Genomic DNA, 13,934 nt, shown 5'->3' on the forward strand with positions numbered 1-13,934 from the left:
ATGGCCTTGGGTCGAAGCCTGAGATTTTGCCGAAATGCGTCAATGCTCCGCCCCCGTGACAAACTCATACAGGGCATGACGGATTTCGAGGAATTGCCGATCTTCCCGTGTCGTGAGTTGGTGACGTGGGCGGGGAAGGGCAATGTCGAAGACCTTTCCGATGCGACCAGGATTTGGCAGGAGCCCCACAACCCTGTCGGACAGATAAATGGCTTCCTCAAGGTCATGGGTCACGAAGTAGATGGTGACGCCGGTGCGGGCGCTCAGCGTCAGAAGCTCGTCCTGAAGGGTCTGGCGCGTCATGGCGTCCAGGGCGCCGAAGGGTTCGTCCATCAACAAGACCTTCGGTTCCTGCGCAAGCGCGCGGGCGATCTGCACCCGCTGCTGCATGCCGCCGGACATCTGGCCTGGATAGCTTTGCGCATGTTTTTCGAGCCCAATCAGGTCAAGCAGGGCGTGGATGCGATCGGGAAATTCAGCCTTGGGAACGCCCATGGCCTCCAGCGCCAGGGCCACGTTGCCATAGGCGGTTCGCCATGGCAGCAAGGCCTTTCCGTAGTCCTGGAAGACGATCGCGACATCTCTCTGGGGCTCTGTCAGCGGCTTGCCAGAGACGGCCACCGTTCCCGATGTTGGCTTCGTCAGGCCTGCCAGAAGCCGCAGACTGGTGGTCTTGCCGCAGCCCGAGGGGCCAACGACCGACAGGATTTCACCTGGTCGAATGTCAAGCGTCAGGTCACCGATGACCGTCCGGGACCCATAGGTCAGGCTGACAGACTGCAATTGCATGCTGCCATGCAATGCCGGGCTGATGTTCATCCTCGTCTCCTGATACTGGTCATGGGTGGGCCGCCGGCTTTCAGGCTGAACTGTCGTCAGCATCGTCGTGCTTGCCGGCGACGGCTTCGAGTGTCAGCGCCAGATGGTTCTCCAGCGCAGCGCTCGCAGCATGGACATCGTTTCCCAGGGCAAGCTCGCTCAGGTATCGGTGTTCTTCGACCGCCTTCACCGGATCCATGCCACCGCGCGCCATGAGGCGCCGATAGCGATAGGCCTGATCGTAGAGCTCCCTCTGCAAGGCGATGAGGCGCGCTGCACCGCAGCCTGCAACCAAAGCGGTGTGAAAGACCTTGTGCGCCTCCTCATAGATATCGATGTTGTCGCTGATCGAACCGGACATGCGCTCGATCGTCCTGATGAGGCGATGGGTTGCGGCAACAAGATTGTCCTCCCATTGCGGAAGCCGGGCTTCCATCGAGAGCTTGAGCGCTGCCGTTTCGATCACGACCCTTGTCCGCGTGAGGTCGACCAGGTCTTCCATGCTGGCCATCGCCACACGAAACCCCTTGTTTCCCTCATTGGTCACCAGACCCTGGGCAGAAAGGCGTGACAGGGCTTCGCGCATGGGTGTCAAGCCGATATTGTAGCGCTTCTCCAGGGTTGGCAGAGCCAGACGCTCCCTTGGCGCCAGTGCCCCGGAGATGATATCGGCCTGGATCAGTCGCTCTGCGCGATCCGCCAGGGTTGAAACGCGATCTTCATTCGGTTGCGGTTGTCGCACTTGGAAGCCCTTTACTGTCTTACCGCTGCAGGATCAGATCGCCGGCGGAGAACTCGTCCGAGATCAAATCCTGCTTCTGCATGACCTGCGCCCACCATTCCAGCTGTTCTGCTGTCAGTTTGGCGTCTGGTGTCGGCAATGCAACCGTCTTCAGTACCTCGGGCGGTAGCTTGACGAAATTGCCGATGGCTTCCCGGGCGTAGTCCGGTTGTGTCAACGTCATCTGGATCGCCTCGTCCATGGCCGCCCGGAAGGCCTTGATCGCCTCGGGATTGGCTTCTGCCCAACTGCTGCTTGCAGCAAAGAACTGGGCGAGTTGACCATCGGGAATACCCTCGAGAAGATTGGCGATCGGCTTGCCTATTCCGGCCCGTTCTATCCGGGACAGGAAGGGGTCGACGGTCACCACGGCGTCGACGGTGCCGTTTTTCAAAACATCGGCCTGAACCGGGAAGGGCGTTTCTGTGTAGGTGATCGCGTTGACGTCAATTCCGGCCTCGATGATCAGGCGTCTGGCCATGATATCAAGCACTGCGGCGATGCCGGGAACACCGAGCGTCTTGCCCTTGAGGTCTGCGAGCGAGGTGATGCCGGAGCCTTCGCGCGCCATGACCCCCACTCGAGATCCGTTTTGCGCTGTCACCGTCATGCCGGACACGCCGCGCAGTTCCAACCCATTCTGAACGGCCTGAATGAAGACTGTGGGCGATATCGTCCCCAGTTGGATGCTGTCGGAGATCAGCGCGGCGGGCAAGGTGGAGTTCACGGCGATCGGAACGAGTTCCACATCCAGCCCATGCTTGTCGAAAATCCCTGCCATCTTTGCAACATAGATGGGCGCTGCTTCGCTGTTCATGGTGTAGCCGATCGCCAACTTCGTGGCGGCTTCAGCGCTTGCGACCGTCAGGCACAATCCGACCAGCGCCGCGGTCAGGCGACGTATCAACTTCATGGCTCATCCTCCTCCGCCTGGCGCTTTGCCAGGGCCTCCCGACGAAACATAGCGGCAAGCTGGACAAATATCAATGTATGATTTATAAAATCATATACGATTTTGCGTGGGAGGAGATTTGATGAAGCTCGTGACATTCAGTTCGGGAGCCCGTGTCCAGCATCTTGGCTGCCTCACAGGCGCCGGAGATGGTATCGTGGATTTGACAGCAGCGGCGCCTGGGGCGGGGTGGAGTTCGTCCATGCTCCAATTGATCGAAGCAGGCGAGCAAGGGCTTGCAGAAGCCAGCGCGGCTCTCGCAGACACCGAGCGAACCGGGCGACATCTCGTGGCGTCCGATCTCGTGACGCTTCATGCGCCTCTTCCGGTCCCTGCCCAGATCCGGGACTTCTCGGTGTTCCCGGACCACATACGCCAGGCACCTTCCGGCATGGCGCGCATTGCCGCGCGACGGAGCGGGAATCTTGCCGCGTTGGAAACGATCAAGCCGCTCGCGGATATCCCGCCCGTTTATCTGCAGCAGCCGATTTACTACATCACCAACCGTTTCAGCGTCGTCGGTCCAGACGCAGACGTGGTTTGGCCGGCCTATAGCCGGATCATGGATTTCGAACTCGAATTTGCTGCCGTCATCGGCCGAAAGGGACGCGACATTGCCCGGGAGGACGCGCTCGCCCATGTGTTCGGCTACATGATTTACAATGATTTTTCGGCCCGAGACACGCAGAATATCGAAATGCAGGGAATGCTGGGGCCGGCCAAGGGCAAGAGCTTTGACGGGGGCAATGCGATGGGGCCATGGCTTGTCACGGCGGATGAAATCCCCGACCCGCAAAATCTGAAGATGTCGGTTCGGGTCAATGGCGAAATCTGGGCCGAGGGGAGTTCCGCAGACATGCTGCATGGCGTTGCCGACATGATTGCCTATGTCTCCCGCCACGAAACCATCTATCCGGGCGAGGTCTTCGGTTCCGGTACGATGGGCAACGGATGCGGTCTGGAAGTGGACCGCTATCTGGCGCATGGTGATGTTGTCACACTGTCCGTCGAGGGGTTGGGTGAACTGTCCAACCGCGTCGTTATGGCAGACGGCAGAGCCGCATAGGAGAGGCTTCCATGCCCAGAATTGTTGATATCTCCGTCGCCATCGACAACGAGACCTTTGCCGATCCGCCGCCGATGCGGCCACGCATCACTTACAAGGCGCATGCCGAAGGGGCGCTGGAGATCGCGGGTCTTTTCCCTGGCCTGAAGCCAGAGGACCTGCCTGACGGGGAGGGCTGGGCTGTGGAAGACCTACGTATCACCACGCATAACGGCACCCATCTCGATGCGCCCTGGCATTTTCACTCGACAATGGATGGCGGGAGCCGTGCGATCACCATCGACGAAGTGCCTCTGGACTGGTGCCTGCGGCCGGGGGTGAAGCTTGACTTTCGGACCTTCCCGGATGGCTATATCGTCCAGGCCGATGATGTCGAGCGGGAGCTTGAGAGGATTGGTCACGACCTGCAGCCTCTCGATATCGTCGTGATCAATACCGCAGCCGGCGCGGCCTATGGCCGACCGGATTATCTGGGACGGGGTTGCGGAATGGGGCGTGAGGCCACGCTCTATCTGCTTTCCCGCGGCGTACGCATCACCGGAACCGATGCATGGAGCTGGGACGCGCCCTTTTCCGCGACGCTCAATCGCTATCAGCAATCAGGCGATGCCTCCATCATCTGGGAGGGGCACAAGGCTGGTCGCGACATCGGCTATTGCCATCTTGAGAAGCTCGCCAATCTGGATCAACTCCCACCCACCGGCTTTACGATTTCCTGCTTCCCGGTGAAGATCAAGGCAGCGTCAGCCGGATGGACACGGGCCGTCGCCATCTTTGATGACTAATGGGACATAGATGGGTGTCGGGCGCCTGCCAATCAAAAGCGTCAATCTATCCGGCGGTCTGGAGGGCCCTGCCATGCCTCATGCAATCTTCAATCGAAAGGTTGTGATCGTCACCGGTGCTGGTCGCAACGATGGTTTGCTTCAAAAGTGGTCCGGCCGAGTTGAGCCGCTCGTGCTCCTACGAAGAGTGCGTTGAAGCATCTCCAGGTCGGGCTGGTATCCGCAACCCTTGCTGTCGGTCACCGTCATCTGACCGGCGGCGGACAATCTGATCGGCGGCGTTGCAAGTTCGCTTGCATAGAGCCGTCCGTCTGGAAAGATGTCTGCCGGATATCCTACCCCCGGCAGCGTGGCCAGGGCCATGGAGGGGCCTTGGCCGACGGCCGATTCCAGCATGCCGCCGATCCAGAAGGGTATGCCACGCTGATGGCACAAGCGGGCGATCTCGATTGCATTGGTAAGACCGCCGACACGGCCGTGCTTGATGTTTATGATGCGGGCCGCGCCCGTATCGATGGCCTTGCGTGCACGATCGACCGAGGTGATGCTCTCGTCGAGGCATATCGGCGTTTCCAGCATGGCCTGCAGTCGCGCGTGGTCTATGAGATCGTCGCTGGCCAGCGGCTGTTCGATCATCGCCAGATCAAGCCGGTCCAGCTCGCGGAACTCGGCGATATCATCCAGCGTGAAGCCCGAGTTGCAGTCGATATGCATCACGGCGTCCGGAAAGGCCTCGCGGACGGCGGCGACCATTGTGACGCCGCTGTCGCGCCGATATTTCAGTTTCACGCGTGGGTAACCTTTATCCAGCGCTGCCGCGACGAGGTCGATAAGCTGGCTTCGATCCGGCTGGACCGGGATATCGGCGCCGACGGAAATCGTCGGGTTCGCGCCGCCAATGGCCTGCCACAGGGGCCGATTTTGCATTCGGGTCGAAAGGTCCCACCAGGCGAGATCAATGGCCGCCTTGGCGAAGTGATTACCCTTGAAAGGGCCGAGACGGTCCTGCAACTCCTGCGGCGTGTTGATCTCCTGGCCCAGCAGAAGAGGCCGGAAGATGTTGGTAATGAGGTGAAAGCAGCCCTCTGCCCATTCCGAGCAGAAGTTCGGATGGGCGTAAGGCGCGCATTCGCCCCAGCCCGTTTCGTCTCCGAACCGCAAGCGAACCAGGACCGTGTCCACCTCGCGCATTTCACCAAAGGCCGTCTTCCAGGGATCGATGAGCGGCATCGCGACATGAAAGACCGAGAATTCGTCAATGCGCATCGTCAGGTTCCCCGCGTCTTGCTTTTAGTTTCCCGCATCCAGTTCACCCAGAAGTTCGCCCAGTTCCTCCAATTGTCTGAGACGCTGGCGCCCCGAATTGCCGGAGGCAATGCTGACCTGGGTGCAGATGTAGTTGATCAGGCTGACCACCCCGACATAGCTGTCGAACAGCGAGGTGCCGCGCACCTCGCAGGGCAGCACCCACTGCGCGAACTTGGTGTTGGTGACGGCCTGGCGGTCGGTGAAATAGGCGATCGGTATCCCACGCCCATGCATCAGTTCCATGAACTTGCGCAGCAGAAGCGGTCGCCTGCGAAAACCGAAGACAAGCAGAAGATCCTGCGGACCGAGATCGCCGGTGTCTTCGATCAGGGTCTGGCCGTCTGATGGCACGAGATCGGTCGAGGGATGCACCAACAGGATCTGCCGGCGCGCATAGGCGGCAAAGAAATAGCTGTTGCGAAAGCCGATGCAGACCACGCGCCGCGCCGCGGTGATCCGCGTCACGACGTCCTTCACGATCTCCGGATCCAGGCGGGCAAAGGTCTCGCGCAGCGTATGGACATCCCGCTCGAGATGCTGATGAAGCGGGTCCCGCTGTTTCTGCTTGGGTGCCAGGCCTGCCGTGAGAAAGATCGGATCGCCTGTCGACTGCGCCTCCCGGATCTCCCGCTGCATGTCCTTGAAGCCTTCATAACCCAGTCGCCGCACGAAGCGGGACACGGCCGCCTTCGAGGCTCCCGCCAGATCGGCCAGTTCCGTGGCCGAACAGAGCAGCACATCGCCCGGATATTCCAGAACCCGGTCTGCAAGCGCACGCTCGCTTCCCGGCATTTCCTCATAATGTGACTTGATACGTCGCTCGATGGAGCGTGGTGCGCTGTCTGCCTGCTCGCTGGTCATGTCCCGTCCCTTTTGTTGATTGAAACAAAAATTTTACTCGATTGACAAGTTAAAATTTCTGCATCAACCATATTGGCGCGAACCGTGCGCTGACTGACGCGCGGATGCAAGGGGAATACAGATCAACTGGGAGTATTCACGTGCAAGCAGATAAGCCGTTTCAGAAACTCACGCTCAGCCTCGCGCTGGGCATCGTCGTGGCCGCATCCTCCCTCCAGGCGGCAACGGCAAAGGATATCGTTTGGGCCCGTTATGGCGACATCGACTCGCTCGATCCGCACCGGGCCACGTCAACGCTCTCGCTCCAGGTCTGGAGCCAGATCTATGACACGCTTCTGGCCACCGACGCCTCGGGCGCGCCGGTGCCAAACCTCGCCAAGAGCTGGGACGTCAGCCCCGACGGGTTGCAATACACGTTCAAGCTGGCGGAGGGCGTAAAGTGCCATGACGGCAGTGCGCTCGACGCAACCGATGTGAAATACACCGTCGACCGGGCTTTCGATGGCGCCAATCCCAGCGTCACCAAGGCCAGCTGGGGTCCAATCTCCAAGGCTGAAGTCGTGGATCCCTTGACGGTGAAATTCACGCTGGCGTCGCCATTCGTGGCCATGATCCCGTTCCTGGCCGACAGCTTCTCCTCTATCCTGTGCGATTCCAATGCCGGCAAGGACGGCTTTGGCAGCACGGTTGCCATCGGCTCCGGCCCGTGGAAGCTGGAGAGCTGGACCAAGGGCGACAAGATCGTGCTCAACAAGAATGCCGACTACGTCAATCATGGCAAGCTGGCCAAGAATCCGGGCGCTCCCTACATGGACCGCCTGGTGATTTCGGTCGTTCCCGAACCGCAGACCCGTCTCGCCGGTCTCAAGACGGGCGCGATCCATATTGCCGAGCCTCCGCTCGACGATGTGCAGGCCCTCAAGGATTCCGGCGAGTTGAAGGTGATCAGCGCCGAAAATACCGGGCAGAACGTGTTCTGGGAATTCTCGGTCCATCGTCCACCCTTCAATGATGAGCGGGTCCGCACGGCGGTTGCTCATGCGACGGACGTCCAGACGGCGCTGACCCTGATCTATGGCGATCTGTCGATGCCCGAACAATGCCCGATTTCGCGCGGGGTTTTCGGCAACGATCAGGAGTTCTGCGCCTCTCACCGGGCCCAGTACGATCCGGAAAAGGCGAAGGCTCTTCTGAAGGAAGCCGGCGGCTGGGGTCCCGACAAGCCGCTCGAGGTCAACATGCTGGTCTGGACCGGCGGCAAGCGTGATCGCCTGGGGGAAGTGTTCCAGGCGCAACTGGCTGAAGTCGGCATCAAGGCCAATATCGAGATCATGGATATCGGCACGATGAACGCCCGCGTCCGTCAGGAAAACGAGAAGAAGGACGGCATCGGCAGCATGGATATGATGACGTGGTCCTGGTACGACCCCGACATCCTCTATGCCCTCTGGCATTCGCCCGGCGCTTATCGCGGCTACACCTCGCCCGAACTCGACGCGATGCTCGAAAAGACCCGGGTGCTGACAAACCCGGAGGAGCGCAAGGCCGAGGTGCAGAAGGTCATGGCCTACCTGTTGGACAAGTCGATCCACGTGCCGCTCTATACACCGGGCTGGGAATGGGTCTTCGCCTTCCGGCCGGAGGTCGAGGGGTTCCAGGTGGCGCCCTTCGTCTATCCGATCTTCAATGACGTGAAGTTTTGAGCATCCCTGCGCGGCACCCCGGTGCCGCGCATCCTCAAGGGGTTGTCCGATGCTAGCCTATCTCTCGCAGCGCCTGGCCATGGGTCTGGCGACCATCTTTGCCGCAACGGTGGCGGTGACGCTTCTCATCCATCTGGTGCCCGGCGATCCCGTGCAGATCATGTATACCCAGAGCCAGGGCACGACCCCTGAGCAACTGGAGGAGATCCGCGCGCGCCTCGGGCTCGATCGACCTGTCCTGGTCCAATATGCGAGCTATGTCGGCCGCTTGCTGCAGGGTGACATGGGCGTGACGATCCGCGGCGAGCAGCCGGTCTTCGACCTGCTATTGGCTCGCCTGCCGAATACATTGCTGCTCGCCTTCAGCGCGATGATGGTGGCGATGCTGATCGGCCTGCCCGCCGGATTCTGGGCCGCCTCCCGGCGCGGCACCTGGACGGACACCGTGATCATGATGACCGCCATTGGCGGGGTCTCCATTCCGCATTTCTGGCTGGGGCTGATCCTGATGATCTGGTTCTCGGTCGATCTTGGCTGGCTGCCGGTCGCGGGTGGCGGTCCGCTCAGCCTCGTGCTGCCGGCGCTGACGCTTGGGCTTTCCAATGCGGCCATCGTTGCGCGCATGACCCGGTCCGGCATGATCGACGTGATGGAACAGGATTTCGTCCGCACCGCCAATGCCAAGGGCCTGCCCAAGGCGATCGTGCAATACCGGCATGTGCTGCGGTCCGGGCTTGTCCCGGTCGTCACGATGATGGGCCTGCAGTTCAGCTACATGATGGGCGGCGCCATCGTCGTCGAGAATATCTTTGCCTGGAACGGCATCGGCCGGCTCGCCATCGAGGCGATCTTCCAGCGCGACTATCCCGTCATCCAGGGCTTTATTCTGGTCTTCGCGACGACAGTCGTGATCGTGATGCTGCTTCTCGACCTGCTCTATGCCTTCATCGACCCCCGGATCAGGAGAAGCTGATGGACGTCGTTGATATCGCCGATGTGCCGCGCCGAATGCCGCGACCGCTCTGGTTGAGGTTGATGCGCAATCCCGGCGGCGCGATCGGCCTGGCGCTCTTGGCTGTGCTGATCCTGGCTGCGCTACTGGCACCCTGGATCGCGCCCTACAGCCCGACAAAACTGGCAACAGGTCGTCCCCTGATGCCGCCGGGTGCGGCGCATCTGCTGGGCACGGACGAACTGGGCCGCGACGTCTTCTCCCGCATTCTCTTCGGCGCGCAACTGACGCTGAAGATCGGCACTGTGGCGGTCTGCATCTCCCTCGTCAGCGGGTTGGCTGTCGGTCTCGCAGCGGCCCATTTCGGCGGTTGGCTTGAAAAGCTGCTGATGCACTCGACCGATGTCCTGTTCTCGTTTAGCGATACGCTGATTGCGCTGGCCTTCGTCGCGGTGCTCGGGCCGAGCCTCACAAATGCCATGATCGCGGTCGGCGTGGCCGCAGTGCCGTTTTATGCGAGAACGGCCTATGCCAGCGCGCTGGCCGAAACCGCCAAGCCCTATTACGAGGGGGCAATCGCAGCCGGTGCCGGGCATGGGCGGCTGATCCTGCGGCATCTGCTTCCCAATATCATGCCGACGATGATTGTCGTGGCGACACTCGGCCTGTCCAATGCGATCCTCGCAGCCGCGGCCCTGGGTTTCCTCGGCCTTGGCGCACAGCCGCCGCAGCCGGAATGGGGGTATATGCTGTCCGCGGGCCGCGACTTCATGAACCGCGCGCCATGGCTGATGCTCTATCCTGGCCTTGCGATCGCGCTCACGGTCTTTGCCTTCAACATGCTTGGCGATGCGCTTCGTGAGGCCATCGATCCGAAATCGGAGGGTCGCTGATGGCCGTGCTGACCATTGAAGGCCTGTCCATTGCCTTCGGCGATACGCCTGTTGTTCAGGATTTGAACCTGAATATCGAGCGGGGGGAAACGCTGGCGCTTGTCGGTGAGAGCGGATCAGGCAAGTCCCTGACGGCCCTTGGCGTGATGGGGCTGCTGCCCAGGCGTGCCAGAAGATCGGAAGGCCGCATTTTCCTTGGCGGCACAGTCATATCGTCGCTGGATGAGAACGGCTTGCGCCGTATCCGCGGCGCACGGATCGGCATGATCTTCCAGGAGCCGATGACCAGCCTGACCCCGGTGCTGACAGTTGAACGGCAGATGACGGAAGCCCTTGTCGTCCACAAGGGACTATCGATCAGCGAGGCCCGGAGCCGCGCGCTGGATATGCTTGCCCGGGCCGGCATCACCGAGGTGGAGCGACGCATGCGGCAATATCCGCATGAATTTTCCGGCGGCATGCGCCAGCGCGTGATGATCGCCATGACCTTGGCGCTCGAGCCGGAGCTCTTGATCGCCGACGAGCCGACAACGGCACTCGACGTGACGGTGCAGGCGCAGATCCTGGACTTGATCAGGACACTCACGAAGGACAATGGCACCAGCCTGCTCTTGATCACCCACGATATGGGCGTCGTGGCTGACATGGCCGATCGCGTCGCCGTCATGCGGTACGGCAGGCTGGTGGAGACTGATACGACAGCCAATATTCTGGCGCGTCCGGAGCAGGCCTACACGAAGCAATTGCTGAGCGCGGTGCCCCGTATGGACGGCCCCGTACGGGACGACCTGGCACAGAGCAAGCCGGTCCCGGCGCTTGAGCTTCGACAGATCGGCCGCAGTTTCCGAGGGCGTGGTTTCCTCTCCGGTTCCGCCACGCATCGCGTCCTGCAGCATGTGTCGCTTGCCGTCGCGGCCGGCGAAACGCTCGCTCTGGTGGGCGAAAGCGGATCGGGAAAATCGACCCTCGGGCGGATCGCGTCCCGGCTCGACCTCGCGCATGAAGGCTCCGTGTGGATCGAAGGGGATGATATCACGGGTCTACGGGGCGGGGCGTTGCGCCGGGCGCGGGCGAAGGTACAGATGATTTTCCAGGATCCCTATGCCAGCCTCGACCCGCGTTTCACCGCCGCCCAGACCCTGTCTGAACCGCTGGCGCTGCATCGCGGCCTGTCGGGCAAGGCGCTACGCACCGAAGCGGCCCGGCTGCTCGATCTCGTCCGGCTTCCCGGCGGGTTGATAGACAGGCTGCCCCATGAGCTTTCCGGCGGCCAGCGCCAGCGCATTGCCATTGCCCGTGCCCTGGCCGCACAGCCGCGGGTGATCATCGCCGACGAGCCGACCTCCGCGCTGGATGTCTCGGTCCAGTCCGCCGTGCTTGACCTGATGCGCGAGATTCAGCGCCAGACCGGCATCGCCTATCTCTTTATCGCCCACGACCTCGCGGTCGTTCGATCGGTGGCGCATCGCGTCGCGGTCATGAAGGCGGGACAGATCGTGGAAATCGGTTCTAACCGCGATGTCATGGACCAGCCGCAGCACCCCTATACGCAAGCCCTGATCGGCGCTGTGCCGAAGCTCGAACCCCGGAGGACAGCCTCATGACGATCGGTATAGGCGCGATGGGACCCAATGCCGGGCTTGCGGTTTTCCGCACCCTGCAGATGGCAGAAAGGATCGGAGAGGGGGCAATCGGAGGCTATGCGGTGTTCGCAGCCATCGATAACGAGGGCAAGGTGCACCGCGCCGAGACGCAGCGCGGCGGAACGACGACACTCTTCACGCGGGGCGAAAAGACCGGTGTCTCGCCGCCGGACGTCATCGCGAGCGCGCCTTTCGCTGCGGTCATGTCCAGCGGACCGGATCGCCCCGCACCCCTGTCTCAGTTTCTGCCCGCCGATGGTGAGGTCGGCCTAGTAACAGGTCACCGATTGCCGAATGGGGCGGGCCTGGATGGTACAAGGTTGAATGACGCCGTCCTGGCCGCGATGGCACAGGGCTTAACGGCAAGTGCTGCGCTCAGGCAGGTGCTTGACGCCAACCCCCAATCGGATGCGGGCATGATTGCGTTGGGGCCACGGCGCGGCATCGATCTTATGAACAGTGCGCGGGTGGCGCAGCGCCCGGATCTCGGGACCGCGCTGCTTGCCGGACCGGACGGCTCGGCGATCGCCATCCTGCACAATGCCATATGGCCGGCCACCACGCTCGCGCCGCTGCTGGCAGAGACGGGCCTTGAATGCATGCTGCGGTCGCAAGCGCCGAGCGGCACCGTCGGCATTCCCGCTGGCATTCCGGTGATGGCTGGTGATCGCGATCGGCTGATCGTCGGTCGCGACGGCATTGCCGAAAGGGTGGAAACGACCGATGCGCGGATCGTGACCGGCCGGCACAATTGCGCTGCGATCTATATCGGGGCGGAGGTCGTCTGCGGCGGTGAGTTGCTTGGCGTCACTGCCGAAGAACCGAATGTTGTTGTGGAGGATGGCCGCATCGTCACCCTCAGTGGGCAGGACCACTTCTCCATCAATTACAGGACAAAAACAAAATGACGGGGAGGAGCCCATGTCCAATCATAAAACGCCTGAAATCCTGGAACGCCTAGTCGGTTTTCCCTCGGTTTTCACGGCGGCCGACTACTCGGCCATCACCGATTTCTCTGTGGCTTATCTCCAGGATCTCGGGTTTTCCGTATACCGGCTGCCGGGCAAGCTTCCGGGACGCGCCGGTCTGTTTGCCAGTCTCGGGCCCAAAGGACGCGGTGGTGTGCTTCTGTCTGCGCATCTCGATGTCGTGCCAGTGGAGGGACAGAACTGGACTTTCGATCCCTTCCGCCTGACGCGCCAGGACGGCAGGCTCTATGGTCGCGGAACGACCGACATGAAGGGATTTGCTGCAGCGGCACTTGCCGCCGCCGCCCGAGCGGCCGAGGGGCCGCCACTGATCAAACCCCTGAAGATTGCCTTGTCTTACGACGAGGAGGCGGGTTGCGTCGGCATGGCGGAGATGATCGGCAAGCTTGATGATACCATCGGCATCCCCGACCGCTGCATCGTGGGGGAGCCTACCTCGATGCGCGTCGCCATCGGGCACAAGGGCAAGAAATCCTATCGCATGCGCTTTTCCGGAAGCGCCGGCCATTCGGCTTCGGCGCCGAATTATGCCAATGCCATTCATCTCGCCGCGGAGGCTGTGGGCATTCTGAGGGGAGTACAAGCCAGGCTGGAGACAACAGGCGCCCGGGACGACGCCTATGACATCCCCTATACAACGGTGCATGTGGGCACGCTATCTGGGGGTACGGCGCTCAACATCGTGCCCCACCATGCCGAGCTTGAGTTCGAGATCCGACATCTGGCAACCGAGACGCACGGCATCATCGATGACATCGCCCGACAGATATCCGATCTGGTCTCGAGATGGCGCATGCGCCATCCATGGGTCGATGTCGCAATCGAGGAGATCAACGCCTATCCGGGCATCGAAACCCCTGATGATGCAGAGATCGTGGGTTGGGCCCTGGCTCTTGGCGGAAGCGGACCCGTGACCAAGGTCAGCTACGGCACGGAAGCCGGCTTCTTTGCCGATACCTGGAAAATTCCCACTGTTGTATGCGGCCCCGGCAATATGGATCAGGGACACAAGCCGGACGAATATGTAGAGGAAACGCAACTGGCCCAGTGCGACGCCATGCTCAGCGCCGTGATCAGGACACTTGCGGCGACATAGAGGCCTCGCCGATTCGGTGGCCGCGACCACCGGCTGACGGAGAGGAAGCCCCGTCCGGAACGCGGGTCGAACGCCAGGGAAGATAT

Annotated in this window: 13 protein-coding genes; 8 read left to right on the plus strand and 5 right to left on the minus strand. The window is 61.6% G+C overall.

All coding sequences use genetic code 11. The annotated features are described in order from the left end of the window. Positions 1 to 39: 39 nt before the first annotated feature. From B9A97_RS09120 to B9A97_RS09130, 3 genes are read right to left on the minus strand one after another with little or no spacing between them, the layout of a single operon-like run. Positions 40 to 819, minus strand: a complete 780-nt coding sequence (locus B9A97_RS09120) for an ABC transporter ATP-binding protein (RefSeq protein ID WP_084365004.1) — start codon at positions 817 to 819, stop codon at positions 40 to 42. Positions 820 to 859: 40 nt separating this feature from the next. Continuing rightward, the gene (locus B9A97_RS09125; protein ID WP_084365006.1) at positions 860 to 1,561 is read right to left on the minus strand and encodes a GntR family transcriptional regulator; all 702 of its coding nucleotides are present in this window, start codon (positions 1,559 to 1,561) and stop codon (positions 860 to 862) included. Between the two features lie 19 nt (positions 1,562 to 1,580). Beyond that, the gene (locus B9A97_RS09130; protein WP_084365008.1) at positions 1,581 to 2,513 is read right to left on the minus strand and encodes an ABC transporter substrate-binding protein; all 933 of its coding nucleotides are present in this window, start codon (positions 2,511 to 2,513) and stop codon (positions 1,581 to 1,583) included. A gap of 241 nt (positions 2,514 to 2,754) precedes the next feature. Between B9A97_RS09130 and B9A97_RS09135 the strand changes: the two genes are divergently transcribed. Beyond that, entirely contained in the window at positions 2,755 to 3,618 is an 864-nt protein-coding gene (locus tag B9A97_RS09135) for a fumarylacetoacetate hydrolase family protein (RefSeq protein ID WP_244564165.1), read from the plus strand. Positions 3,619 to 3,629: 11 nt separating this feature from the next. Next, positions 3,630 to 4,403: a cyclase family protein gene (locus B9A97_RS09140; RefSeq protein ID WP_084365012.1), complete on the plus strand. Its 774-nt coding sequence runs from the start codon at positions 3,630 to 3,632 to the stop codon at positions 4,401 to 4,403. Between the two features lie 141 nt (positions 4,404 to 4,544). On the opposite strand, the gene menC is transcribed toward B9A97_RS09140, so the two are convergent. Beyond that, on the minus strand, positions 4,545 to 5,669 hold the full coding sequence (menC, locus tag B9A97_RS09145; protein WP_084365014.1) for an o-succinylbenzoate synthase: 1,125 nt from the start codon (positions 5,667 to 5,669) through the stop codon (positions 4,545 to 4,547). A 24-nt stretch (positions 5,670 to 5,693) separates the two neighbouring features. Continuing rightward, positions 5,694 to 6,572 carry a MurR/RpiR family transcriptional regulator gene (locus B9A97_RS09150; RefSeq protein WP_084365016.1) on the minus strand — a complete coding sequence of 293 codons (879 nt, stop codon included), beginning with the start codon at positions 6,570 to 6,572 and terminating at the stop codon, positions 5,694 to 5,696. A 140-nt stretch (positions 6,573 to 6,712) separates the two neighbouring features. On the opposite strand from B9A97_RS09150, the gene B9A97_RS09155 reads away from it, so the two are divergent. Genes B9A97_RS09155 through argE form a run of 6 tightly spaced genes read left to right on the plus strand, consistent with a single transcriptional unit; the run spans position 6,713 to position 13,848 of the window. Next, on the plus strand, positions 6,713 to 8,275 hold the full coding sequence (locus tag B9A97_RS09155) for an ABC transporter substrate-binding protein (protein ID WP_210189694.1): 1,563 nt from the start codon (positions 6,713 to 6,715) through the stop codon (positions 8,273 to 8,275). 49 nt (positions 8,276 to 8,324) lie between these two features. After that, complete coding sequence (locus B9A97_RS09160) at positions 8,325 to 9,248, plus strand: ABC transporter permease (protein ID WP_084365020.1); 924 nt, start codon at positions 8,325 to 8,327, stop codon at positions 9,246 to 9,248. Continuing rightward, positions 9,248 to 10,120 carry an ABC transporter permease gene (locus B9A97_RS09165; RefSeq protein ID WP_084365022.1) on the plus strand — a complete coding sequence of 291 codons (873 nt, stop codon included), beginning with the start codon at positions 9,248 to 9,250 and terminating at the stop codon, positions 10,118 to 10,120. Before B9A97_RS09160 ends, B9A97_RS09165 begins: the two co-directional genes overlap by 1 nt. After that, on the plus strand, positions 10,120 to 11,724 hold the full coding sequence (locus B9A97_RS09170) for a dipeptide ABC transporter ATP-binding protein (protein ID WP_084365024.1): 1,605 nt from the start codon (positions 10,120 to 10,122) through the stop codon (positions 11,722 to 11,724). The genes B9A97_RS09165 and B9A97_RS09170 overlap by 1 nt, the downstream gene beginning before the upstream one ends. Beyond that, positions 11,721 to 12,671: a DUF6963 family protein gene (locus B9A97_RS09175; RefSeq protein WP_084365026.1), complete on the plus strand. Its 951-nt coding sequence runs from the start codon at positions 11,721 to 11,723 to the stop codon at positions 12,669 to 12,671. The genes B9A97_RS09170 and B9A97_RS09175 overlap by 4 nt, the downstream gene beginning before the upstream one ends. A 13-nt stretch (positions 12,672 to 12,684) precedes the next feature. Continuing rightward, entirely contained in the window at positions 12,685 to 13,848 is a 1,164-nt protein-coding gene (argE, locus tag B9A97_RS09180; protein ID WP_084365028.1) for an acetylornithine deacetylase, read from the plus strand. Positions 13,849 to 13,934: the final 86 nt, after the last annotated feature.

The organism is Rhizobium sp. RU36D (genome assembly GCF_900176345.1).
Classification (GTDB): Bacteria; Pseudomonadota; Alphaproteobacteria; order Rhizobiales; family Rhizobiaceae; genus Allorhizobium.